This is a genomic window from Saccharopolyspora erythraea (assembly GCF_018141105.1).
Taxonomy (GTDB): Bacteria; Actinomycetota; Actinomycetes; order Mycobacteriales; family Pseudonocardiaceae; genus Saccharopolyspora_D; species Saccharopolyspora_D erythraea_A.
Genome location: NZ_CP054839.1, coordinates 3,099,719 through 3,124,441, shown reverse-complemented (window position 1 = coordinate 3,124,441; position 24,723 = coordinate 3,099,719). Strand labels below are relative to the sequence as shown.

16 protein-coding genes are annotated in these 24,723 nt (G+C 67.2%); 5 read left to right on the top strand and 11 right to left on the bottom strand.

The genetic code is table 11. The annotated features are described in order from the left end of the window. The first annotated feature begins 185 nt into the window (after positions 1-185). The 5 genes from HUO13_RS14560 to HUO13_RS14540 all read left to right on the top strand — a co-directional run bounded on the left by HUO13_RS14560 (position 186) and on the right by HUO13_RS14540 (position 5,990). Positions 186-1,118, top strand: a complete 933-nt coding sequence (locus tag HUO13_RS14560; RefSeq protein ID WP_249124808.1) for a permease — start codon at positions 186-188, stop codon at positions 1,116-1,118. A 173-nt stretch (positions 1,119-1,291) separates the two neighbouring features. Beyond that, the gene (locus HUO13_RS14555) at positions 1,292-1,591 is read left to right on the top strand and encodes a hypothetical protein (protein ID WP_211901891.1); all 300 of its coding nucleotides are present in this window, start codon (positions 1,292-1,294) and stop codon (positions 1,589-1,591) included. Between the two features lie 214 nt (positions 1,592-1,805). Beyond that, positions 1,806-3,302 (top strand): MFS transporter, encoded by a 1,497-nt coding sequence (locus HUO13_RS14550; RefSeq protein WP_249124807.1) that lies wholly within the window; start codon positions 1,806-1,808, stop codon positions 3,300-3,302. 67 nt (positions 3,303-3,369) lie between these two features. Further along, positions 3,370-4,809, top strand: coding sequence for a class I SAM-dependent methyltransferase (locus HUO13_RS14545; protein WP_211901890.1), 1,440 nt, complete (start codon positions 3,370-3,372; stop codon positions 4,807-4,809). Between the two features lie 23 nt (positions 4,810-4,832). Then, positions 4,833-5,990 carry an acyl-CoA dehydrogenase family protein gene (locus HUO13_RS14540; protein WP_211901889.1) on the top strand — a complete coding sequence of 386 codons (1,158 nt, stop codon included), beginning with the start codon at positions 4,833-4,835 and terminating at the stop codon, positions 5,988-5,990. Positions 5,991-5,993: 3 nt separating this feature from the next. Here the strand turns inward: HUO13_RS14540 and phnE are convergent, their stop codons facing one another. The 11 genes from phnE to aroA form a co-directional block, all read right to left on the bottom strand. Next, complete coding sequence (gene phnE, locus HUO13_RS14535) at positions 5,994-7,709, bottom strand: phosphonate ABC transporter, permease protein PhnE (RefSeq protein WP_249124805.1); 1,716 nt, start codon at positions 7,707-7,709, stop codon at positions 5,994-5,996. Next, the gene (gene phnC, locus HUO13_RS14530; protein ID WP_211901888.1) at positions 7,706-8,503 is read right to left on the bottom strand and encodes a phosphonate ABC transporter ATP-binding protein; all 798 of its coding nucleotides are present in this window, start codon (positions 8,501-8,503) and stop codon (positions 7,706-7,708) included. The genes phnE and phnC overlap by 4 nt, the downstream gene beginning before the upstream one ends. 51 nt (positions 8,504-8,554) lie before the next feature. After that, a complete protein-coding gene (locus HUO13_RS14525; RefSeq protein WP_249124802.1) occupies positions 8,555-9,460 on the bottom strand; it encodes a phosphate/phosphite/phosphonate ABC transporter substrate-binding protein in 906 nt (301 codons plus the stop codon). Then, positions 9,457-10,176 carry an ATP-binding cassette domain-containing protein gene (locus tag HUO13_RS14520; protein WP_211901887.1) on the bottom strand — a complete coding sequence of 240 codons (720 nt, stop codon included), beginning with the start codon at positions 10,174-10,176 and terminating at the stop codon, positions 9,457-9,459. The genes HUO13_RS14525 and HUO13_RS14520 overlap by 4 nt, the downstream gene beginning before the upstream one ends. After that, positions 10,173-11,840, bottom strand: a complete 1,668-nt coding sequence (locus HUO13_RS14515) for an ABC transporter permease subunit (protein ID WP_249124801.1) — start codon at positions 11,838-11,840, stop codon at positions 10,173-10,175. The genes HUO13_RS14520 and HUO13_RS14515 overlap by 4 nt, the downstream gene beginning before the upstream one ends. 131 nt (positions 11,841-11,971) lie before the next feature. Next, positions 11,972-12,796 carry a phosphate ABC transporter substrate-binding protein gene (locus tag HUO13_RS14510; RefSeq protein ID WP_249124800.1) on the bottom strand — a complete coding sequence of 275 codons (825 nt, stop codon included), beginning with the start codon at positions 12,794-12,796 and terminating at the stop codon, positions 11,972-11,974. Positions 12,797-12,975: 179 nt separating this feature from the next. Continuing rightward, positions 12,976-14,100 (bottom strand): phosphonopyruvate decarboxylase, encoded by a 1,125-nt coding sequence (aepY, locus tag HUO13_RS14505; RefSeq protein WP_211902885.1) that lies wholly within the window; start codon positions 14,098-14,100, stop codon positions 12,976-12,978. Beyond that, entirely contained in the window at positions 14,097-15,251 is a 1,155-nt protein-coding gene (locus tag HUO13_RS14500) for a ketoacyl-ACP synthase III family protein (RefSeq protein WP_249124799.1), read from the bottom strand. The genes aepY and HUO13_RS14500 overlap by 4 nt, the downstream gene beginning before the upstream one ends. Positions 15,252-15,289: 38 nt before the next feature. Beyond that, on the bottom strand, positions 15,290-21,805 hold the full coding sequence (locus HUO13_RS14495; RefSeq protein WP_211901885.1) for a type I polyketide synthase: 6,516 nt from the start codon (positions 21,803-21,805) through the stop codon (positions 15,290-15,292). 12 nt (positions 21,806-21,817) lie between these two features. After that, a complete protein-coding gene (gpmI, locus tag HUO13_RS14490; protein WP_211901884.1) occupies positions 21,818-23,398 on the bottom strand; it encodes a 2,3-bisphosphoglycerate-independent phosphoglycerate mutase in 1,581 nt (526 codons plus the stop codon). Further along, positions 23,395-24,714, bottom strand: coding sequence for a 3-phosphoshikimate 1-carboxyvinyltransferase (aroA, locus tag HUO13_RS14485; protein ID WP_211901883.1), 1,320 nt, complete (start codon positions 24,712-24,714; stop codon positions 23,395-23,397). Before aroA ends, gpmI begins: the two co-directional genes overlap by 4 nt. Positions 24,715-24,723 lie beyond the last annotated feature (9 nt).

Sequence of the window (24,723 nt, the reverse complement as noted above, 5' to 3'; positions counted from 1 at the left end):
ATGAAGCGCGCTCTGGCCATCGACTGACTCGACCTCGTGCCCTGAAGGCGAAGAGTCACCCGCTTCGAGCAGTCGCCACCGTCGGCAATCACTTGCGTGATTGACAACAGTATTTACTATTGATATGAGTATCAGCATGTCACGTGCCCTGCTCGTCCCGCTCTCGCCGCCAGCGGAGCGATCCAGTGACCGCCGACGAACAGCTCGAGCCCCACGCACAGGAGGCGGCGATGCATAGCTGGAGCGAGACGCTCTTCATCTTCGGCGCACTCTTCGTCGAGCTGGTGGCGCTGTTCCTGATCGTCGGGTTCGTCGCAACGTTGATCAACAGGCGAGTGGGCGACAAGCGCCTCCAGGCATGGCTCGGAGGCGGACGCATCGTCGCTCCGCTGAAGGGCGTCGTACTCGGTGCGATCACCCCGTTCTGCTCCTGCTCGACCATCCCCGTTCTCGTGGGACTCGTGCGGGCCGGCACGCCTTTCTCCGCCTGCACGGCGTTCCTGATCTCGTCCCCCTTGCTGGACCCGATCATCCTCGGGATCGTCGGCCTGCTCTTCGGCTGGAAGATCATGATCGGCTACGGCATCGTCACCTTCATCCTCACCGTGCTCATTTCGCTCGCGTGGGAACGTCTCGGCCTTGAGCGCTACGTCAAGAAGGTGCGAGTGCAGGGCAGCTGGAACCCTGACACCCCGTGGGCGGGACTGCGCGCCGAGGCTGGGCCGGCGTGGCGCCAGACGACCTCGGCTTTCCGACCGATGATCCTGCCAATGGTCATCGGCATCAGCGTCGGAGCGGTCATCTACGGCGCCGTGCCCCAAACCTTCCTCACGACCGTGGCAGGCCCGGGTGTGGCACTGGCAGTACCGATCGCCGCCCTGATCGGCATCCCCTTGTACATCCGGATGGAATCGGCACTGCCCGTCGGTCTCGCGCTCTCCTCCGCCGGGATGGGACTGGGCCCGATCTTCGCCCTCCTCATCGGCGGAGCCGGCGCCAGCCTGCCCGAAGTCAGCATGCTCACCGGAATCTTCAAGCCACCACTGGTCGCGGCCTTCGTGGGGTCGATCCTCACGGTCGCGATCACCGGCGGCCTGATGATCCCGCTCATCGCCTGAGACCAACGATCAAGGAACGGAGGATGAAGACCATGGCATCGAAAGGCCTTCTCGGACGCCTCTTCGGCCGCGGGCAGTCGGACGGTGGTGGCTGCTGCGGTGGCGGCGTCACCATCATCCCGGAGGACGAGGCTCCCGCCGACAAGAAACCAGGTTCAGGAGTCGACGTCGTCGTGGTGACCAACAGCTGCTGCAACCCCGCTGACAAGCCGCTGGAGGACCGCGCGTTCCGCGTGATCGACCAGGCCATCGCGGAAACGGGCGTCGAAGCGGAAGTCAGGGCTGTTTCCGCCACGGACGCGATCGCCGGCGCCATGCCGTCCGACATCGTCACCGAGATCCAGAACCGGATCGCGCAGGGCACGCTCGAGCCTCCGGTGGTCCTGGTCGACGGGCGCATCGTCACCGGCAACGGTGTCGACCACAAGGACGTGGTCGCCGGACTGGCCGCCACCACAAACGTGGCCAACTGAGGGCGCGAACTACCGCCCTTCCGGCTGGCTAGCACGCCCGGGCATCGGCCTTGGCCCGTCCGCGGCGACTTGTTCCTGCCCGAAAGCGGCGAGAGACAAAGTCTCTCGCCGCCGATGGAACGCGTTCTAAGAACCGCATCACCGCCCAGCACCTGAACGCCTCGACGGCACCGTGCACCGGACCTCCACACCCAACCTGGGGATCAGAAGACCCATGTCAGAAGCCAATGCAAACGCGTCGTCTCCCACTACCGATCCGGACACGGCGGACCGCTGGCCCGCCCGCCTGTGGGTGCTGCTCACCGTCCTGTGCCTCGCCTTCTTCCTGGACGGCCTGGACATCACCCTGATCGGCGTGAGCCTGCCTTCCATCGGCAACGAGCTCGGCATGACCACTGCGGAACTGCAGTGGATCGTCAACGGCTATCTGCTCGGCTCCGGTGGTTTCCTCCTCCTGGGCGGCCGGAGCGCCGACCTGCTTGGGCGCCGCAAGGTCTTCCTGATCTCGGTTGCGGTCTTCGGCCTCGCCTCCCTCTTCGGCGGGCTCGTCAACGATGGCCTCCTGCTCATCCTCTCCCGCCTCGTCAAGGGCATCGCAGCAGGTTTCACCGTGCCGACGACATTGTCCATCGTGACCACCACCTTCCCCGAAGGGAAGGCGCGAAACCGTGCAGTCGCGGTCTACGGAGCGATCGGCGCGAGTGGGTTCTCCTCGGGTCTGATCGTGGGCGGCTTGATCACATCGATCAGCTGGCGATGGATCTTCCTGTTCCCGGTGCCTTTGACGTTGGCCGTGCTCATCGTCGGAATGCTCGTCATCCCCAAGGACCGCCCGGCGGCCAAGGGTCGGTACGACATCCTCGGCGCCGTCACCCTGACCGCCTCACTGCTGCTGCTCGTCTACACAGTTGTCACGGCTCCCGACACCGGCTGGTTCAGCGCGCGGACCCTCGTCCTCCTAGGAGTGGCGGTCCTGCTGCTCGCCGGGTTCGTTCTCGTGGAGAAGCGCGTTCGCGATCCGCTGGTGCGGCTGGGGATCTTCCGCAGCGGCGCGCTGGTCCGCGCGAACCTGTCCTTCGTCGCGCTTCTGGGTTCCTACTTCAGCTTCCAGTTCGTCATCACCCTGTACCTGCAGGACACCCTGAAGTGGACTCCACTCCAGCTCGCGCTCGCGCTGCTGCCGGTCGGCCTGATCGTGGCGTTCGGTGCTCCGATCGCGGGGAGGTGGATCGGCCGGGTCGGTACGCCCCCGCTGATCGTCCTGGGCCTGCTCTCCGAAGCAGTGGGATTCCTACTGCTGCTCAGGCTGGACACCCACCCGTCCTACCTGACCGCGATCTTCCCCACCACGCTCCTGGTGGGCATCGGCTTCGCACTGACATTCCCGTCGGCCAACGTGCAGGCGGTCGCCGGCGTCGACGCCCAGGAGCAAGGCCTCGCAGCCGGGATCCTGAACTCCTCGGCACAGATCGGTGGCGCTGTGGTGCTCGCGGTGACCACCGCGATCATTTCAGCAGGCCGCGCTCCGAACACGCCTGGCGCACAGGTCTCCCCCGAGGAGATGCTCGGCTTCTTCCGTCCGGGCCTCATCTTCTGCGCCGCCGTAGCCACGGTGGGGGTCGTTGTGATCCTCGGCCAGATGTTGGGAAGCCGGAACAGCGCGCGCCGCGCCACACCCGCAGCGGCCACGGCATCGCGCGATGCCGAGTAAACCGGCAATTTCTGATCGAGGTCCGCAGCGGGCTGAGAGCGGACTCATCGTGGTTGGAGGGCGACCCGTGGATCTGAATGAGATCACTGCCGCGGTGCGACAGCACCCGGACATCGATGACGCACTCGTGACCACCGCCATCAGCCCGCACAGCGGCGAGGAAGAGTTGCTCGTCTACGCCGTGCCCAGCGGTTCAGCACAGCGTTGGGGACGTCTGGTGGAGACCGCCACAGCATGCCTCGTCGAGGGTATGGCCGAACAGCGCGAGGCCCTCCGGACCTGGCGCGACTTCTGGGATGCTCTCGACGAGATCAGCGTGCTGGTCATGGCGAGGACCCTTGCCCAGTTGGGCGCGTTCCGGACTCCCGAGCAACCGGTATCCGTCGACTCCCTGATGCAGCGATGCGCCGTCGCACCGGACCACGAGCCGCTGTTCCGGCAATGGATGCACGTCCTGGCCGACAACAAGATCTTGCGCTCCGGGCCAGGGCCGGATGAGTACGCGTGTAGTGACACGCTGTCTGCGACGGAGCTCGACGAACAAGTCGAGAAACGAATGGCGGCCTTGGTCGTGGACGGTGTCGAGCGGGTCTTCACCGACTACTTCGTCAGTTCGGCAGCCCAGCAGGTCGACCTCCTCCGCGGCGAAGCAAGTCCTCTACCACTGCTGTTCCCCGATGGTGACCCGACGCTTGCTGAGACGTTCTACGCGCGGAATCCGATCTCGGTCGTGCTCAACGGGGTGCTGGCCGAGACCGTCGCGAAGGCTGTCGAACTCGGGCCGACGGATCGTCCCGTGCGAATCCTGGAGATCGGCGCCGGCACCGGAGCCACCTCGACGACCGTGCTCAGCCGACTCCCGGCCGAACGCACCCGATACTGCTTCACCGACGTCTCGCAATACTTCACCGACCACGCCAAGCAACGCTTCGCCGAACACACGTTTGTCGACTACGCCGTTCTCGACCTCAACAACCACCCCGGCGACCAGGGCTTCGCACCCGAGTCGTTCGACGTCATCATCGCCGCCAACGTGATCCACACTGCCAGGCGCATCGACCACGCGCTCGAGCGGCTGCGACCGCTGCTCACACCTTCCGGGTTGCTCGTCGCGATCGAGCGAACAGCGAACACACCAGTGCAGATGGTGACCGTGGGCTTCCTCGAAGGGTTCAGCTACTACGAGGACCAGCGCAAGGAGTCCAACCTTCCGCTCCTGTCCCCCGCGGGCTGGGTGACAACTCTGCAGGAGGGCGGGTTCCACAGGATCGCCACGCTCCCTCAGGGCGCAGCAGCGACGACCGAACTGGCCGAACACGTGATCCTGGCCGAACGATCTGCCGATGATCCTCCGGTGGCCAGGCGGGTGAAGCTGCATAGCGACTTGGCCATGCTGCTGCCCGATCCGAACGCGTCGTTCCACATCCTGCCGGTGGAGCAGATCCCACGTCGTCCTGACGGACTCGTCGACGAACGCTCGCTGCCCTCTCCATGGGACGAGGCGTGACCGAAACCCGTGGAGGGGTGCCGATGTTCGACCGACTCGTCCAGCAGGTGCGCGACTTCACCGCGGCCGAGCTGCTCGACCAGCAACCGCTGTTCGATTCCTTCACGACCGCTCCGCTCCCGCAATACCAGAAGTTCCGCGAAACCGGGCTCATGAACTGGTGGCTGCCGGAGGACCTCGGCGGACGCGGGTGCTCGCTCGAGGAGAGCGTCGACATCGTCTCCGAACTCGCCTACGGCGACGCCGGCACCGCATTCACGTTGTTCATCTCGGTGCTCGGCACGAGCATGGTGTCGCTGTACGGCAGCGACGACCTGCGCAAGCGATACCTGGCGCCAATGGCCGCGGAAGGGGGATTCTGCGCAACCCTCGGCAGTGAGCAGGCCGCCGGCAGCGAGCTCGGCAAGATCACGACCTCAGCTGTGCGCTCCGGAGGCGACATCGTCCTCAACGGTGCCAAGTACTTCTCGACGAACACCGACTTCGCCGACTTCCTCGTGATCCTGGCGAGAGCCGACGACGAACTCTCCGAGCACATCGCCGTCGTGGTACCCCGGGACACCACTGGCGTCCACGTCACGAAGCGATGGGAGATGAACGGTCTTCGCTCCTCGGCGACGTACGAGGTGGGCCTCCGCGACTGCCGGGTCCCTGCCGACAATGTCCTGGCCGGGCCGGGACTGCGTCTGCTGGAAGTCGGACTCAACGCCAGCCGGATCCTCATCGCCACCACAGCCCTCGGTGTGGCGCGAAGAATCCGCGACATCTGCATGGACTACGCAGAGACCAAACCGCTGGGTGAGTCGCAGCTCGTCGACAACGCCGTGTTCGCCGGAAAGATCGGTCAGATGGAGATGCTGATCGATGTGATGCGCAACCAGTGCCTGGCAGCAGCCCGCGAGTACGATGCGGTGATGGCAGGACCTGGAGCAGCCGCGGAGTTCCTGCGGCGCGGGACACTGAAGTCCGCACTGGCATCGAAGATGTTCTGCGGCCAGCAGGGCTGGGCGATCGCGAGCACAGGCTCGGAGATGTTCGGCGGCCTGGGCTACACCCACGAGCACGTCATCGGGAAGCTGCTGCGCGACATCAGGTTCGTGTCGATCGTCGAGGGCGGCGACGACGTCCTGCGCGACCTGATGTTCGACCGCTACGTGATCCCGGTGTCGAAGCGAACCTGACTATCACCGGAGCAGCCGCCGCAGCCACATCGCCGTCAGTTCCAGGACGAGAACGACCGCGAACGTCATGAGCATGATGAGGGTGACGACCTCGTACTCGCGTGTCCGCGTCGACTGCAGCAGGAAGAAGCCGACTCCACCGCCGCCGACGATGCCCAGGAGCGTGGCGGCACGGATGTTGACGTCGAGCTGGTAGAGGGTGTCACCCACGACTGCGCCCAGGGCTTGGGGCAGTGTGGCGGCGACGTAGACCTGAAGCCGCGAGGCACCGGTTGCGCGCAGAGCCTCCCCTGGCCCCGGATCCACCTCTTCCAGGGAATCAGCCACGAGCTTGCCCAGAAGCCCTGTCGCTCCGATGGCCAACGCCAGCGTTCCCGCAACCGGGCCGAGCCCCACGATGACCACCAGGACGATCGCCAGAACGAGCTCGGGCATCGCGCGAATCATCAGGATTGCCCCACGGAAGAGCAGGTATACCCGTCGGCTGGGAGCGACGTTCCTGGCGGCGAGCGAGCCCGCCGGGATGGCCAGCATGGCACCGATCAAGGTTGCCGCGCAGCCGATCTGGATGGTCAGCCGCAGTGCCTCCATCAGCTCGTCCATTGCGCCTGCGGCTCCCGGCGGCCAGAAATGCCCGAGTGTGGTGAGAAGACCTGCGATACCACCTCTGGCCTGGCTATCGAGCACACCGCTGCCCACAAGCGCCCACAACACGGCTGCCACAGACAGACCGCCGTAGAGATACCTGCGAACCCGCCTGGCCGACCAGGGTGGCGACACGCTGGGCAGTCCCCGCGAGCTCCGGCTCGTCCCCACCGCAGCCGAGTCGCCCCGCGGGATCCGAGCGCTGAGGGCTTTCGGCCTGGCCCCCTCGCGGGTGGTGTCCCGCAGCAGCGCCCGGCGTAGCGTTGCCGAAATCCATTCCACAAGCACGCACAGGGTCAGCAGGATGAGAGCCCACGCCACGCCCAGGGCGAAGTTCAGGCGCGCGAAGGCTTCCGACATCTCCATACCGATCCCGGCCACCCCGACGAACCCCAGGATCGCCGAAATCCGCAAGTTGATGTCGAAACGATGCAGGCCGACTGCCACGAACGCAGGCAGAACGAGCGGGAACACCCCCGTCCAGAGTTGCTGCGCTCGGCTCGCCCCGGCAGCGCGGAGCGCTTCGCGTGGACCAGGATCGATCTGCTCGAGCGCATCGGCGTAGAGCTTGCCGATCATGCCGACGGAATGAAGCCCCATGGCCAGCACACCCGGCAGCACACCGAGCCCGAAGAACCGGACAAAGACGATCGCCATCACGACGTCCGGCACGACCCGGGCGACGACGATGCCCGCGCGTGCGCACATCCGGCCGACTTCGGTCCGCTTGGTGTTCGCTGCGGCGGCGACCGCCAACGGGATGCTCAGCAGCACCGAGAGGAGGGTGGCGAGCAGCACGACGGACAGCGTCATCCCCACCTGGCGCACGACGTCGGAGAGTGGCGGGAACTCCAGCGGCCAGATTCGACGGAGGAAGCCGATCGCGTTGCCGTAGCTGTCGAGAAGAGTGGCGATGTTGATGCGGAGGTCGACCAGCGACCAGATACCGAGCCCGACCAGAAAGACCAGTACGAGGGCGGCGACGGTAGTCGGCGGAGCAGGCGGGCGGAGCCCCGCGTTTCTCGACACGTCCGGCTTTTGGGCCATGTGAGGTCCAGCGGTCACGGTCTTCATGCGCGGCTTCGCGGGGTGTGCGCCACCGGCCGGGGCCCGACGCGGTCGTACACCTTCATCGCCGCGTCGGTGTCGAGCTCGTCAGCTGTCCCTTCCATGACGATCTGCCCGTCTCGGAGGCCGATGATGCGATCAGCCCAGGACAGCGCCAGGTCGACCTGGTGCAGGCTGCAGAGCACCGTCAGGCCGTCCTCGATCGCGATGTTCCGGATCAAGCGCATCACGGTCTGGGCGGACTCGGGGTCCAACGAGGCCACCGGCTCGTCGGCGAGCAAGATCTGGGGCCGTTGCATGAGGGCCCGAGCCACGGCGACACGCTGCTGCTGACCGCCGGAGAGCGTGTCCGTCCGCTGGAAAACCTGCCCGGCGAGACCAACGCGGTCGATGTGCTCGAGCGCTTCCCTGCGCAGCTCCTTGGAATAGCTGAACAAACCGAGACGGGGCCCGGCCAGCCGGCCAAGTGCTCCGCTGCAGACGTTTTCGAGCACGCTGAGCCGCCCGACCAGCTGGAACTGCTGGAAGATGAACCCGATGCGCCGGCGCACCCCTCGCAGCGTGCGTTCGTCCGCCGCCCCCACATCCGTTCCGAGCACCGACACGGTGCCCGACGTCGGCTGGTGCAGACCGTTGACGTGCCGGAGCAGCGTGGACTTCCCGGAGCCGGAGAGTCCCAAGAGCACGACGATCTCCGCGGGTGCGACTTCCAGGGTGACTCCGCTCAGTGCGGTCACCGCAGGCGTGAACTGCTTGGTCACGTTCCTGAGCCGCACCACCGGCTGCTGATCGGTTTCCATCTGGCCTCAATCTGCTTCGCTGCTCAACGCTGGACCTGCCCGACAGTCCCGTCAGCCGGTCTTGCAGATCTGCGCACCGGTCACGCGGCAGACGTCGCGGATCGGTTCGAAAGCCTGGTCGTCGACCGGCACGAACCCCCAGAACCCGGCGATGTCCTTGACCTTCAACGCGTCGGCGTTGCCCTTCTCCGCGACGACCTTGGTGATGGTCTCGCGCAGTTGCGGGTCCACCCTCTCCGAAATCGCAAGCGGCGGATTGACGATCGGCTGAGAGGTCCAGATCTTCACGAACGCCCCAGGATCGATTTCTCCCTGCTTCGGAAGGATCTTCTCCAGCATGACATCGTTGACGGCACCAGCATCGCAGTCACCGTCGCGGACCGCGAGGACCGACGCATCATGTCCGCCGGCGTACTGAGGGGTGTAGTCGCCCTCCCGTAGGCCGGCCTCGGCGAGGCCGCCGAGCGGGTAGAGATATCCGGACGTGGAATTGGGGTCGACGAAGCACACGCGCTTGCCTCGCAGATCTGCCAGCGAGGCGATGCCGCTTCCGGCCTTGGCGATCACGTACGAGTGATAGCCGGAGGGCGCACCCCGTTCGAGCACCGGAACCGCGACCGGCTGGATTCCGGCGCCGGAGTCCTTGGCCAGGACGTAGGAGATCCCTCCGTAGAATGCGAGGTCGATGGTGCCGGCCCGCTGGCCTTCGATCAATGCGGCGTAGTCGGTGACCGTTTCGACCTGGATCCGCTTTCCGGTCTCCCTGCCGATCAGGTCGACGATCGGCTGGTAGTTCTGCCCCACCGAGCTGGAGTTCTCGTACGGGATGATGCCGAAGACGAGGGCATCGTCACCGGTCTCCGCGGCGCTGGGCCCGCACGCGGCAACGCCGAGCACGGCGATCGCAGCCCCGATGGCTGCAACGGTTCGTCTTCTCATGGTGCTCAACACGGTCACGACACTCCTCGATCAGTTGCTGATGCGGTTTCCAACGCCGTCGCGCCCGGGACTTCCCGCATTCCCAGCGACACGGTCTCCGCGCACAGGCGGCTCAACTGGCCCATGTCGTGCGAGACCACCAGCAGCGCCCGCTGTCCGACCAGGCGCTGCAGAGTCTTCTCGACCTCGGCGACCGAGGCTTCGTCGAGGGCGCTCGTCGGCTCGTCCAGCAGGATGACCCGAGGATCCAAGGCCAACGCTCGCGCCAACGCCAGTCGCTGGCGCTGTCCGACCGAGAGCTCGACGGCCGGCGAATGCAGCCGGTCCGCCACTTCGTCCCACAGACCGACCTCGACCAGCGCGGTCTTGGCACGCTGATGCAGCTGGCTGCGCGAAGCTCGGACCACGTGCCTGATGCCGAACAGCGCGTTCGCCAGGATGCTGTCAGGGAACACAACGGGCACCTGCGGCACGAGTACCGCGCGCGCCCGAAGGTCCGCGAGTACCGCAGGTCGCTGGCCGACGACCTCGGTGTCGAGAACACGAGCGCTGCCGTCCGCGTGCAGTGCGCCGGGCAGCAAGCCGACGAGAGCCCTCAGCACCGTCGACTTCCCCGCCCCGGACGAGCCGCACAGACCCACCGCGGCGTCGTCGGGCACGGCGAACGAGACCGGCCCGACCAGCGGACGTTTGTCCTTGTACACGGTGAGGTCGCGTACTTCCACAGCATTCATGAGCGCTCCCCTTCCAGACGTCGACGAGCCGGGATCGCCGCTGCGAGGAGCACCACCACGATCACGACCAGCACGGTGGCTCCGCCCCAGGCGGCTTGCAGCGCGGCCGGGTCGGCGGCGTCCTGGGCGAGGGTGAACACGTGCGTCGGGAGGCTGACCACGGGTGCGTCAGCCACGCCCGTCGGTAAGGCACTCGCTCCGGCGAAGACGGTTGCGGTGAACAGCAGCGGGGCGGTCTCTCCCGCTGCGCGCGCAAGTCCAAGGAGTAGTCCGGTGATCAGTGCTGGACGTGCGTGCGGTATCACCACGGCGCGAACGACTTGGCTTTGGCGCAGGCCCAACGCTTGGGCGGTCTCGCGCCTGCCCGCCGGCAACGCGGCCACCTGCGTCGCCACAGCGAGTGCGACCACGGGTGTGGCGACGATTGCCAGCAGCACCGCGCCCGCAAGCCAGCTTTTCGACCAGCCCAGGGTCGAGCTGAAAAACCAGTAACCGGCAAGTCCGAGCAGGATCGTGGGGACACCACCGAGCGTGACCGTCATGGTCCGAAGCCATCGTTCGGCGCGGGGGCTTGCGAACTCCGCCATGAGCAGGCCGAGAGCGAGTCCGAGGAAGGCCGCGATGACACCCGCGGTCCCGACGAGCAGCAACGTTCCGAGGATCTGGTTGCGCACGCCCCCGCCACTCGCCCCGACCGACGGCGTGAACCAGAACGCGGGGTTCAAGGCGTGCAGGCCGCGGCTCACGATCGCGACCGCGATGCCGACAGCGAGCAGGATCGGCACGGCCATCAACGTGCGGAGCACGGTGACCGCCGCACGGTCCCACGTGAACCGGAACGAGGACGCGCGTGGACTCGTGCGGCGGGAGTTGCCAGGCCGGTTCAGCCTTCTTGATTGAGCGAGCAGTGTGACCGCGGCGACGATGCAGAGCAGGATCGCACCGAGTGCGCACAGCGAGGCCCAGTGGTCGCCGGCAGTTCCGGCGAGCATCGGCTCAGGCCCACCGAGCTTGGTCGTGATCGTCTGCCCGGGCCTGATCAGCGACTCGAAGAAGTTCCCCAGCCCGACCACCTGGCCATCCGCGCGGCCGATCACCAGGAAGATCGCGATCGTCTCGCCCAGCGCTCGTGCGAATCCGAGCACCGCTCCGGCCAGCATTCCGCCGCGCGCCAGCGGGACGACAGCCGATCGGATCACCTCGATGCGTGTCAACCCGAGTGCTGCCGCGCTCTCGCGGACGTCGTTCGGGACATCCGCGAGGGCGTCGACGGAGACCGAGACGACCGTCGGAATGACCATCACACCGAGCAGCAGACCTGCGGCCAACAGGCTGTCCCCACCGGGCACGTCGAACAGCCCGCTCACCAGTGGCCGAATCAGCGCGACGCCGAGCAGGCCGTAGACGATCGAGGGCACGGCCGCGAGCACCTCGATTCCGCTGCGCAACCTGCGACGCCAGCGCGTCGGCGTCAGCTCATGCAGGGCAAGCGACGCCGACCACCCGATGGGAAGAGCGATGAGCAGGGCGAGCACGCTGACCACGGCCGTGCCCCACAGCATCGCGACCGCTCCGAAATGGCCGCGCTGCGGGCTCCAGATCTCGCCGGTGAGCATCGCCCACCAATCCACCGGCCCCGAGGTCATCCCGAGAACGATGAACACAGCAGGTAGGAGAGCCGCGGCACCGACACCCGCGGCGCCGATGCCGACGGCTAGCAGGAGCCAACGAGCCCGCCGCGGTCGAGACCGGGTGCTACCGAACCCGGTCCGATCCGCCTCGATGGTCGCGGCCGTCACTGCACTCCCAGCTTCGCGAGGTCGAGGTAGCCGTGTCCGGTGACGAAGCGCTGTCCTTCCGGGGAGACGACGAAGTCGATGAGAGTGCGCACGTTGCCCTCAGGTGGACCGTCAGTGACCAGCAGGAGCGGTCGGGCCAGCGGGTACTTGCCGGATCTCACGTCTTCACCGCTGGGGAGCGCGCCTTCGACCGAGACGACTGCGAGTTCCGGCTGACCTTCGGTGAACGCGACCGAGAGCGGGGCGACCGCGCCGGGTGTTGTGGCGAGTTTGGTGCGGGTCTCTTCGTTGCCACCAACGATGGCGTAGTTCCCACCCACCGGGTCCGGCGGCGCTCCCGCTTCGTCGCCGTACAAGAACTTGTCGAGGACTTCGCGGGTACCGCGCCCGGGCTCCTTGTTGTATACGTACACGGGGAGGTTCGGGCCGCCCAGTTCACTCCAGTTGGTGACTTTTCCTTCGAAGAGCCGCTGCACCTGGTCGCGGGTCAGCGATCGCACGCCGGCGTCGTAGACCTCGCGGTGGATGACGATCGCGACCGCGTCCCGTCCGATCTCCGTTGCCACCAGTTCTGCGTTCGAGTAGCGCTTGCGGTCGGCGTCACCGAGTGGCTTCGAACTCATCGCCACGTCGATCTGGCCACTGGCGAGTTGTGCCAGGCCGCCTGCCGACCCGCCCTGCGTGTCCAGTGTGACCGTCAGTCCTCTGCCGCGGAGGACGTTCGCCGAGTCGGCCACTACCGGATTGACGGTCGTGGATCCGCTGACCCGAAGAGTCCCGTCGTCCCCGGCACAGCCGGTCAACCCTGCGATGGCGATCACGGTGCCGACGGCAACAGCTCGAAGCGCTGCCCTCCGCGGCCGCAACCGGTCCAAGCGCTCGAGGAGACGTTGGTCCAGGCCAGCTCTACGCACAGTCCCTCCAATGGTGTTGACTTCTCGCCTGACGCGGGTACGGGGCGTGACGGATCTTCCGAACGGTGCTGAGATGCCGTCTGCGATCAGAACGAAGGCGGCGCGGCTTTCCTCAATGCAGCCGAGAAGCGATCCCGGATGGCTTCAGGGGTGTGCGTGTTGGTTGCGCGGGGTGGCACCGCCCCTGTGCGCCGCTTCGTCGGGATCAACACCAGATGCGGTCCGGGCGCCCTGCGTGCCTCCTCGAAGCGTGTCCGCACCTCGTCGAGGCTGTGGCACCGGTGTGCCGTCCGGTATCCGGCCGCCACAGCAACTTCCTCGATCCGTGTCGCTGTCGAGGTGGTCCGTTGCCCACCCGTCGACTCATGAATGCCGTTGTCCAGGACGACGTGGACCAGATTCGCCGGAGCTTGGTCGCTGATCGACGAGAGCGTGCCCATGTGCATCAGGACGGCGCCATCACCGTCGAGGACCACGACGGTGCGTTCCGGTTCCGCCATGGCGACCCCGAGAGCGATCGACGAGGCGTGTCCCATCGAGCCCTGCATGTAGAAGTTCCGGGGTTGGTCGTCGATACCGAACAACTCGCGCCCGGTGTAGCCAGTGGTCGCGACGACCGGATCGCCATCGGCCAGCTTCGACACCAGCCGAACGACCTCGGCGCTGTCGAGCCGGCCCTCGTCCTCGGCCGGGACAGGCCCTGCGGCCTTGCCCACCGCTCCCTTCTCGACGAGCACGAACGGTGCCTGTCCCTTTTCCAAGGTGGCCTCTGCGGCTCCGAGGATCTCGGCGAATCGCTCCGGACCGTCGTCAGCGCCCAACCGCCAGTGCGGAAGGCCGAGCAGGTCCAGCAAGGGATGGGTGAGACCACCCATCACCTCGTGCTGCGGCTCGTCATCGGCAGGGTCCGGCCATCCGCGGAGGCTCACGAAGGTGAGGACCGGGACCTGGTAGGTCATCACCAGCGACGTGAGCGGGTTGACCAGGTTGCCCAGCCCGGAGTTCTGCAGCATGACGTAGGCACGTCCTCCGGCCAGTGCCACGCCGGCCGCGGTGGCCAAGGCGGCCCCTTCGTTGGCAGCCGGGACGTAGCTGCCCGGTGTCCGGCTCAGCAGCGCGATCGGACCGCCGAAGAACGAACACGGGACACCACTGGCAACGGTGAACCCGCGTTGTGCCAGCTCGTCGCAGAACAGTTCGGCTGCAATCACTGACCGTCCTCCAGACGCGCTTGGCCGGAGGCCACGTTGGGTGCGATGCGGATCCGCTGGTAGCTGGAAGTCCCAGACGCGGCCTTCGCGGGCTGCGTCGTGTTCGCCGGTGACGGGTTTCGAGACGACCACGCGGGGCTGTACTCGATCCGGACGACGATGATGGTGATCGTCGTACCGCCTCCGTGGCCGACCATGAGCACGTGATCGCCCGGTCCGACCTGGCCCGTTTCCACCAGGTGCTCCAAGCCCATGATCTGGTCGTTGACCGTGAGGTGTCCCCACCCGTGGCCGAAGTCTCCGAGGCCTTTGTCCGGATCGACGCCGATCGGGTCCAGGATGACTTTCAGGTAGGCGTCCCTGGCGGTGAACACGTGCGTGACGCGGGTGACGTCTTCGGGTCCGATGCCTGCTTCGGCCAACGTCGCCAGCGCGGTCTCGGCGCGGAGATCACCCTGGCGGGTCACCATCCATTCGACGGCGGCGCCTTCGCCGACCGCGGCCATGCGTTCCCTGAAGTCGACCTTCGTGCGGTTGTCGATTGCGGTGGGGACGAGGGGTTCTTCACCGCGGTAGAGATGTTCGAGATCCGACGTGGAGACCGTCTTGATCGCCATGAGCCGCGCGAAGCCCTCGTGCTTGGACAGCAGGACAGCCGTGGCGCCGTCGCCGAGGACACCGTTCTGCAGACCGAAGGACCAGCGGTTGAAGTCCGGTGTGCCGAGGTTGTCCGCGCCGGTGAGCAACGCCTCGGTCCGCTCCGGGACGGCCATTAGGTAGGACGCCGCCAGCTCCATCCCGCTCATCGTTCCGTTGCACGCCTGCCAGACGTTGTACGAGGGGATGTCGCGGTCGGTGATGTTGCGCAGGACGTACTGGTGTGCCGACCATCCCACCGGCCCTTGCTTCCAGCTGCCCGAGTGCATGTGCAGGTCGATGTCGTGAGGAGCTCGCCCGGAGCGCTCGATGGCTTCGCGGGCTGCCAGGACCGCCATGTCGGGTGCGGACAGGTCGCCGGCGACAGTGGCGCCGGTCCAGCCGTACCACTCGTAGTCCTCCGGGTCGTACAGCCCGAGTTCGACCGCGCGTTCCGCGCTCATGACGTCCGGGAGGTGACTGCCCAACCCGGAGATGTAGAGAGGGGTCTTCACGAGCTCAGCCCTTCCTGTGGTCCAGCGGAACAGCGCTGTCAGACCGCCGGTGCCGCGGTGCGGATGTTTTCGGCGACAGTGGTGATGGAGCCGTTGTTCAACAGCTTCACCGCGGGAAGCTTCACCTGGAACTCGCGCTCCACCCGATTGCGGAACTCCATGAACATCAACGAATCCATGCCCATCTTCTTCAACGGCAGCCCGACATTGATCCGTTCCGCACGCATCCCCAGCACCGCCGCCGCCAAGTCGACCAACCGCACCTCCAGCTCACCCCCGGCGTCAGGCCCTGCCTCTGCCGAGGATTGCTGGCTCGTGACGGGACCCACGGGTGCCGGGGTGCTGCTGGCCGACGCGGTCGGTTCGGTGTCGGCCACCGTTGCTCGCCCGTTGGCCGGTTTCGCAGCGGTGGAGTGGCTGCTGGCTGACGCGGCGCGGATGTTCTGCGCGACGGTGCTGAGGGAGCCGTTGTTCAACAGCTTCACCGCGGGAAGCTTCACCTGGAACTCGCGCTCCACCCGATTGCGGAACTCCATGAACATCAACGAATCCATGCCCATCTTCTTCAACGGCAGCCCGACATTGATCCGTTCCGCACGCATCCCCAGCACCGCCGCCGCCAAGTCGACCAACCGCACCTCCAGCTCACCCCCGGCGTCAGGTGCCACCACCGACTCCGCGACTGCGGGTGTGGGCGCCGTCGGCTTGCTCCGCTGCGCTGGCTCAGGTGTGCCGGCGGCGGTTTTCTGCGTGGGTACTGGCGACTCCACGCCGTTGGTCGTCTGAGAAGCGGGGCCGAGCCGGACTGATCGGATCGCGGTTGCCGGCGTGGCTGCTGGTGGCACTCGGCTGGAGCCGCGATCGCTACCAAGCAGGCTTCGCAGGTGCGGCGAGGTTGCTGCGGTGGGATAGGCCTCTGCCCAGCTCGGCCAGTCGACGCGCAGGACGGCGACTTGTGTCTGGTCACCGCGAAGAAGGTCGTTCAGCACAGTCGTGCCTTCGGCCGGACTGAAGTGCGACATCCCTTGCGGCAGGACGCTTCGTCCCTCGTCGCGTGCCTTGCGGGCCATCATGCCGACGCCGCCCCAGTACCCCCAGTTGATCACCAGGGCGGGCTTGCCCTTCCCCCGGCGGTGGTGAGCGAGCGCGTCGAGGAAGGCGTTGCCCGCGGCGTACCCGCCGAGGAAGGGTGAGCCGAGCACCGTGGCGCCGGAGGAGAACAGCACGAAGAAGTCCAGCTGCTTGTCCTCGACCACGCTGTGCAAGCTCCACCCACCGGAGACCTTGGCGTGCAGGAGCTCGTCGAGCTGTGTCGGTTCCAGCTCCCGCACCGCGATGTAGTCGACGGCTCCAGCGGCGTGCAGGACGCCCCGCAGGGGCGGCTCTCCGGCATTGCTCCGTTCGTCGAGGACCGCACGCATGGTTTTGGCATCGGCGACGTCGACCGCGACGTACTCGACGTCGGCACCGCGGTCGGCCAGGCTTCGCAGCAGTGCGATCTTCGGCGCGACCGGGTCGTTCGGTCCGACGGTGTCCCAGGTGTCGACGGCCGGCAGCGGGGTCCGACCTGTCAGCAGGAGGTGCTGGGCTCCCTGGTCGACCAGCCAGTTCGCCAACGTCGCGCCGATGCCGCCGAGCCCTCCGGTGACGAGGTAGGTTCCGTCCGGCCGGACCACGTCACCCTGGGCGTGCACCGAGGTCCGCCCGGTCTCGGAGAAGGACAGCAGCACCCGGTCGCCAGCGGCTCGCCGCACGGCCGTCCGGATCGCATCGGAAGCTTCCGTCGCGGAAATCTCCACGTGCTCCAACGGCGGGACGATGTCCCGTTCGGCCAGCTCGAGTACGCCTGAAATGGCCTCGCCGACCCGGTCAGCCCGGGCTGCGACGGCCAGCGACGCATACGGGACCGCCGCCGCCTCTGCAGTGCTGAGCCCGCGCGGCTTGCGCGCGACTCGGGAAGCAGCCGCCGTGATGTACGGCGACGCCGGGTCGTCCGTCAGGGAAGCGACCTCGTCACCGACGGCGAAGCCGGCAGCGTCGTTCCCTACGGCCTCGACGACGCCCGTGACCTCGTTGCTCGTGGCCGACTGGCCGAGCGCGGCATGCACCGCGCGGATGACGACCTCGCTGGCCTGCGGAGTCGGGACCTCATCGGCGCCAGTAGCACGTCGGGTTAGCCGCGCAGCGAACCGTCGACCGTCGCGGAGGGCGAGCTGGTCTTCGTCATCGGGACGCAGCAGCTGCTCGACCAAGGCGGGGATGCTGTCGGCGGCCTGGTCGATGTCCACCAGGGCCGTCTGCAGCTCCGGGTGTTCGGCTGTGATGGTCCGTCCCAGGCCCCACAGCGTGCCTTGGAACGGCGCGGTGACGACATCGTCCTGGGTGACCTGCTGGCTCTCTCGACTCACCAGCCACAAGCGGGGCTTGCTGACGAGACCTGCCGTTTCCAGCGCCTGCACGAGGTTGACGACGCTGTGGCAGGCGAAGGTTCGGGCACGTCCGATTTCGGCGGACGTCGCATCGAGGGGTGGGGTGGCGTCGAGGCTCCACATGTGCACGATGCCCTGCAGCGGGCCTTCCGCGGAGATCTCGTTGAGGACCTCGGCGAGTCCGCCGACCGAGTCCGGGTTGATCCGGTACCGGTCGGTACTCGTCTTCCCCGTGCGGGCCGCAGTGGTAGCCGCGATCACCCGGTGCCCGCGCTCCTGCATCGCTTGGACCACGGCGCGGCCCGTCGGCCCGCTGTCGGCGAGCACCAGCCACACACCGTCGTCACTGCTCGCGGACGTCGCTACGGCTTCTGCTGCTTCGCTGGGCAGCCATCGCAGCTCGTAGAGCCAATCGTCGTGCTGAGCAACGCGAGCACTGGGCTGAGGTTCGCCGGACGTGGGTGTGCCGTTCGTCGCCGTCTTCACGGGGGGCATCGCTACCTCTTTGAGCGGTTCGGGGGCATGGCCGGCCAGGTACTGAAGACGCAGCCCGCGCAGTTCGGCGATGAGCTGTCGATCTCCGTTGAACACGCGCACGTCTCCTTGGAAGGAGTCGACACGGCCCGTTCGACCGAGGAGGACGTGGACCCACAGGTCCGGTTCAGGCGTGCGGTAGAACCGCGCCTCGTCGATGCTCCCGAGAACGAAGGGCGCGTCCTGCCCTGGTGCGACCTCGGGGCGAGCCGCGACCAGGGAATGGGCCACTGCGTCCAGGATCGCCGGATGGAACTCGTGGTGGTCGAACGTAGGCCGGATCGACTCGCGGCATCGCAGCCGCGCCAGGGCTTCACCGTCGGTTCGCCGCACTTCCTCGATCGCCTGAAACGCGCCGTCCCACTGGTTTCCCAGGTCGGCGTGCCACGGGTAGAAGTCCGCCCGCGTCTGGTACTCCGGGCACCGCGCACTGATGTCGGTAAAGGAGCCGTCCAGTTCGCGCACCGCGTCCGGGATGGCACGCACCCGCGCTTCGGCGTGCAGTGTCCATTCCTGCTCCGCATCAGTACGGCTGCGCAGTTGGAACAGGAGATCCTCACCGCGGTCGGCGAGGGTCACGCGCACGATCGTCACCTCGCCATCCGAGAGGAGGACGGCGTGGCGGAACCGGATGTCGCAGACCGCGATCGGCACCTGGCCGAGGATCTTGTGCGCTCCCGCGGTGGCCAACTCGAGGTAGGCGGCCCCCGGGAGGACGATCGCGCCATCGACCTTGTGGTCGCGGAGGTAGGAATTCCGCTCCAGATCGATCGGACCTTCCCACGACCGGCTACCTGGCTCGGCTGCCACTTCGACGCCGAGCAAGGGGTGTGCGGCTGGCGCCGTAGTCGTCTTGGCGTCTTCGGCGGGCGGTGCGGTATCCACCCAGAAGGAGTCGCGTTGCCACGGGTACTTCGGCAACGGCACGAATCGCCCTCCGGGCGTCACCCGCTCCCAATCGATCGGTACGCCGCGGGTGTGCAGCTTGCCGAGCGAGGTGAGCAACGTTGCTCGCTCCGGCTCCTCTCGGCGGAGGGAACCGATGGCAGTGCCCACGCCGGTGTGCGCGGACACGGTCGCGTCGATGGCGTTGACCAGCACCGGGTGGGGGCTGATCTCGATGAACACGGTGTCACCGCGTTCGAGCTCGCCGAGCACGACGCCGACGAAGTCGACGGGCTCGCGGATGTTGCGCGCCCAATACGCCGCATCGAGCCCCGCCCCGTCGATGACCTCTTTCAGCAGGGTCGAGTGGATCGGGATGGAACCTGACCCGGGGGTGATGTCGGCCAACGCGGTGAGCAGTTCCTCGCGAATGCTGTCGACTTGCGGTCCGTGCGAGGCGAAGTCCACGTTGATCCAGCGGTTGAACACGTCCTGCTCGTCCAGTGCGGCGAGGATCGTGGAAAGTGCTCTGCGCTCGCCCGACAGCAGCGTGGAGGTCGGGCTGTTCGCGGCGGCGATGGAGACCTGATCCTCGTGTCCGGCGATGGCTTCGGCGGCTGCCGCGGCCGAAAGTTCCACCCACGCCATCGTGCCCTGCCCGCTCAGCCGCTTGGCGATCGCGCTTCGCCGGCAGATCACCGCTCCCGCATCGGCGAGGCTGAGCGCGCCCGCGACGTAGCTCGCCGCCGCCTCCCCCATGCTGTGGCCGAGCACCACGTCGGGCTCGATGCCCCAGGACCGCCACAGCGCGGCCAGGCCGACCTCCATCGCCCACAGCGTGGGTTGGATGACATCGAGCTCCGCGAACCGGCCAGCGTCGGCGGTGCGCAGGAGTTCGATGACCGACCAGCCCGCTTCTGCCCTGATCACCTGGTCGCACTCGCGCAATGCCGATCGGAAGACTGGCTCCGAGTCGAGGAGTTCCCGGCCCATCCCGATCCACTGCGATCCCTGCCCCGGGAACACGAAGGCGATTCGCGGACGGTCTTCACCCACGTACTCGGCATACGGCAGCCCCGGTGCGTCACCGTTTTCGGCGAACCCGCGCAGCGCGGCGGCCGCCTCGGACGCCGACGCCGCAGGTACGGCCAGGCGCACATCTTGATGTTGACGGCGCACCGCTGCGCTGTAGCAGATGTCGAGCCAGTCCCCGGCGGTGCGTGCACGTGAGTCCAGGGAGTCGGCATAGCGCCCGGCGAGTTGCCGCAATGCCTCTGGCGTCGAGGCGGAGACGGGCAACAACGCGGCGCGGTGCTCCACGCGGGTCTGGCTCTGTTTTTCCGATTCCACGCCAGCCGGTGACTCCGGAGTCGCGAGAACGACGTGCGCGTTCACACCGGTGAGGCCGAAGCTGCTAACGCCCGCCAACGTCCGACGTCCTCTCGCGGGAAGCGGCGTTCGTGCGTTCGGCAGTCGGAACGGAAGCTCGCTCCACGGGACAGCGGGGTTCGGGGTGTGCCGGTGCAGGTTCGGGGGCACCTCCCCGTGCTCGAGGCAAAGGACTGTCTTGATGAAGCCGGCGATACCGGCTGCGCCCTCAGCGTGGCCGATGTTGGTCTTGACCGAGCCAACAAGGCATTCCTGCTCCGCGGGACGCCCCGCCCCGAGCACCGCGCCCAACGCTTGCAGTTCGACAACGTCACCTACCGCTGTCCCAGTACCGTGGGCCTCGACGTAAGCGACGTCCGCGGGGTTGACTCCGGCTTGCCGGTAAGCGCGGCTCAGAACGCCCTGCTGCCCTTCCTCGCTGGGGGTCACCAGGTAACCGTTGCTCCTGCCGTCGCTGCCCACGGCACTGCCCAGGATCACCGCTCGAACCCGGTCGCCGTCCGCCCGGGCTCGGGACAGGGGCTTGAGAATCACCGCTCCGATGCCGTCGCTGCGGACGAACCCGTCCGCAGCCTCGTCGCCGAACTTGCATCGCCCGTCGCCGGCGAGCATTCCGGCGCCGGAGTAGATCGTTCCCTCTTCCGGCAGCAGGACCATGTTCACCGCGCCCGCCAGCGCCATCTCGCACTCACCGGAGCGGATGGCCTGCGCGGCGAGGTGGACCGCGGTCAGCGAGGACGAACATGCGGTGTCCACGGTGAGCGTCGGGCCGCGGAGGTCGAAGCTGAACGCCAGCCGACCCGAGGTCATCGCACGGGCAGCCGACCCGATCAGACCGTAGAACTCGAGCGATTCCCTGTTCTGGTACTGCAGGTGCCAGTACTCGCCACCCTGCTGGCCGACGAAGACACCGGTGTCGGACCCGGCGATCCCGTCGACCGGTACTCCGGCGTCCTCGAATGCCTCGTACGCGACCTCGAGCAGAAGCCGCTGCTGCGGGTCGACACGCGTCGCCTCGCGTGGCGAAATCCCGAAGAAGGTGGCGTCGAACTCGTCAATGCGTTCGAGGAAGCCACCCCATCGGCTGCTCGTCCGGCCCGGTGAGGACGGAGCGGGTTCGTAGATCGCGTCCACGTCGTAGCGGTCTTTCGGGATCTCGGTGATCGCGTCCGAGCCCGCGCACAGCTGCTGCCAGAATTCCGCGAGGTCGGCGGCACCTGGGAATCGTCCGGCCATACCGACGACAGCGATGGGGTCGACGCCTTCCGGGGTGGCCTCCGCCTGATGATCGGCCCACCCGCTCCTGTTGCTGCGCATGTTCACAGTTCCTCAGTTCGTGATTGCCACAGACGGAGACGCATGGCTTTCGGAGCGCCCGGCGACGTGCAGGAGAGACGGCTCCGACATCTCGTCCGGCTGCGGAATTCCGAGGAGATCCAGCACGGTTGGCGCCACGGACGGCAACCGCGGTTGAACACCGGTACGCACCAGTCCCGGCGCCCCGTTGTGCGCGGGAACCAGTAGGCAAGGGACCTTGTTGTGGGTGTGTCCCCCATACGGTCGGCTCGTCCCGTCGTCACCGCGTTGCGACATCTGCTCGCCGTTTCCGTGGTCCCCGACGAGCAGAACCCAGCGGCCCTTCGCACGGGCCTCCTGGCAGATCCGCCGGACGGCCAGGTCCACGGCCTCGGTGCCACGGACCGTCGCCGCGTAGTCCCCGGTGTGGCCGACGACGTCGATGTTGGCCAGATTGGCGATCACCAATGCCACGTCATCACGTGCCGCAGCGTCGACGACGTGCTGGGCAACACCTTCGACGTTCATCTCTGGCCTGGCGACGTAGTCTTCGCCATCTGCCGACGGCACGCACTGGTGTTCCTCGACAGGACGGGAACGGGAGTCCCGGCCGTTGATGAAGAACGTCACGTGCTCGAATTTCTCCCGTTCGGCGATGCGCACGGATCGGGCGCCGACTGCCTCCAGGGCGTCCGCCAAACCACCCGACGCGTCCGCGCGTGGCACGAGAGCGGGGACAGGCGTGCGGGTGTCGTACTGCGCGAGGCTGAGCAGACGCACTCCTGCGCGTCCGCTGGTCGACAAGCGCTCGGCGACCATGTCAACCAGCGGTGCCGTCCGATCGCTGCGGAAGTTCGCGAACAGGATCACGTCCCCATCGCGGACACCGGTGAACGCCCCACCGGCTACCGAGATGACGGTAGGAGGCAGGGACGAGTCACCGGGCCCGACGGCGGCCGAGATGGCGTCCGGCGCCGTGGTCTCCCCCTGGCCGTCGATCAGCAGCCGGGTTGCGGCATCGGTCAACTCCGCCTTGCCGCTCTTGTCCATCGCGTAGTTCCGCCCGATTACCGTGGCGAACCGGCCGACTCCTGCCGAGTCCGACATCGCCATCAGGCGTGCCAGGTGGCCGCCGGCGGTCCCGTCGGCGACGTCGCGGCCATCGGTGATGGCATGCAGCCACACGTCGCCGAGGCCGGCATCCGAAGCTGCGTGCAACAGTTCGGAGAAGTGCTCGATGTCGGAGTGAATCCGTCCGTCCGAGCACAGCCCGATCAGGTGCAGCGCCGCACCGGTTCCCGCGAGTTGCGCGCATGCCTCCCGCAGCATCAGGTTGGTGCGCAGCTCGCCGGACTCGGCTTGGCGCTGAACCAGCAGGCTGTCATAGGCCAGGGGCCGACCTGCCCCGATCACGAGGTGGCCGATCTCCGAGTTGCCGACCACGCCATCCGGCAGGCCGACGGCCGGTCCCGACGCTTCCAGCAGCGGGCCCGGACAGGACCGCAGCAACTCGTCCAGGAACGGCGTGCTGGCCGCATCGATGGCATTGTCGGGCCCCGGTGGCGCGTGGCCCCAACCATCGAGGACCAGCAGTACTCCGCCTCGCCGTGTCACGAGCTCTTCCCGCGCAGATCGTCGAGGCGCTGCCAGAAGGACGGGAAGGACTTGCGCACGCACCCCGGGTCTCGGATGACCACACCCGGCGTGCGCAATCCGGCGATCGCGAACGCCATAGCGATGCGGTGATCGTCGTAGGTGTCGATGACGGCACCCTTGGGTTCGCCGCCGCCCCGGATCGTCATCGTGTCGATCGTGGTGTCGACATTGACACCCATTTTGCTGAGCTCCGTGCTGACCGCGTCGATGCGGTCGCACTCCTTGACACGCAGGTTCCCGATCCCGGTGATGTGGGTGCGGCCCTGGGCGTACGCTGCAACGACGGCAAGGGTCGGCGCGACGTCGGGCATGTTCGACATGTCGATGTCGATGCCGGTCAAGCTGCCGCCCTCGAGGGTGATGCTGTCCGCCGTGACGTCGGCTCGACACCCCATCTTCACCAGCGCGCTGACCAGTCCGACATCACCCTGAGCGGAGTCACCGTTGATGCCGGGGATGCGCACCCGCCCGCCAGTGATGGCCGCCGCCGCGAGGAAGTACGACATCCCGGACGCGTCCGGCTCGACCGTGATGTCTCCGCCCTGGTACTGCTGACCTGCCTTGACCGAGAAGTACTCGTACCCACGGCGGTCGACGGTGACTCCCGTGCGCCGCATGGCGGCGACCGTCATGTCGACGTAGGGCTTCGAGACCAGGTCGTCGAGCAGGGTTATGTCGACGTCGTTGCCCGCGTGCGGAGCGGTGATGAGCAGGCTCGTGGTGAACTGGCTGGAAACGGTGCCGTGGATGCCGGTGGTACCGCCGTCGAGACTCGGGCCCTCGATCATGATCGGCGGTGATCCATTCCTGCGCACGGACAGGGCGGAAACGCCGAGCGGAGCCAATGCCTCCAGCAGATGCCCCATGGGCCGCTCCTGCATGCGTTCGTTCCCGGTGAGCGTCGTCGTGCCCTGAGCGAGACTCGCCATTGAGATCAGCAACCGGATCGGCGTGCCGGCGTTGCCCATGTGGATCTCCTGGGCCGGGGCTCGCATCTCACGGCCGTTCGGGGTGATCGCCACAGTGTTCGCGGCATCGTCGATGACGACGTCCACGTGGCCGAACGCGCGGAGCGCCTCGGCGAGAAGGACCGTGTCCTGCGAGAGCAGCGCGTTGTGCAGCGTAGTCGGTTCGGAGCACAGGCCGGCGATGGCGAGGAAGCGATTGGTGTAGCTCTTCGAACCGAGGACCTCGATGGTGGCGTCAACGGTGTCGACGGGCGTGATGGCGATCTCGTCGAGGTCAAGGGTCCGCGCCTTGTCAGCAGTCGTCATCTTCGCGCT